Annotated in this window: 1 protein-coding gene; it reads right to left on the reverse strand. The window is 45.5% G+C overall.

Annotated features, from left to right (window positions below; translation table 11 throughout):
• Nucleotides 1-81 precede the first annotated feature (81 nt).
• The coding region (locus tag Y887_RS20510; RefSeq protein WP_211257008.1) for a hypothetical protein at nt 82-538 on the reverse strand (457 nt) is incomplete at its 5' end.

Genomic DNA, 538 nt, shown 5'->3' on the forward strand with positions numbered 1-538 from the left:
GCGAACTGCAACAGCCGCGCCTGCTCCGACCCCTGATACAATTTTAATATAACGAGATTGACTGATCACGTCGGTGTCCTCTTATTTAATGACTTGGCTGCTGACAGATTGCCACATGAGGCTGGTGTGAATCAAAGGTTTGTCGAATCCCTTCACACGCACAGTATATCTGGCGTTTGGCTGCCACGGTCCGTTTTTAATTGATTCGACAATCTTTGCTTCCATCGCAAGCCCAATTTGACCCAATGCCTGTCTAGCGTCTATTTTACCGGAAAAAATCTTTTTAGCAATTTTATTCTCTATTTCACTGCGCTCACTAACGAATAATTCATAGGCGTATCTCATGAATGGTCTGGGTGGAACTTCTACCCTGACTGGTCCTTGTCCAAAGTTCAAAACGGCTATGTGACCAAACTCATTAAGCCGCGCAACTTCTGACACCAGAATACCTTCTCCACCAGTTTCTGAAGGGTATCTGGTAGAGTCGAGCCATCCTGCCTCAACAGTAAGACCCTTCATTGATTGAAGCGCCTTTATC

This window comes from Xanthomonas pisi DSM 18956 (assembly GCF_001010415.1).
Classification (GTDB): domain Bacteria; phylum Pseudomonadota; class Gammaproteobacteria; order Xanthomonadales; family Xanthomonadaceae; genus Xanthomonas; species Xanthomonas pisi.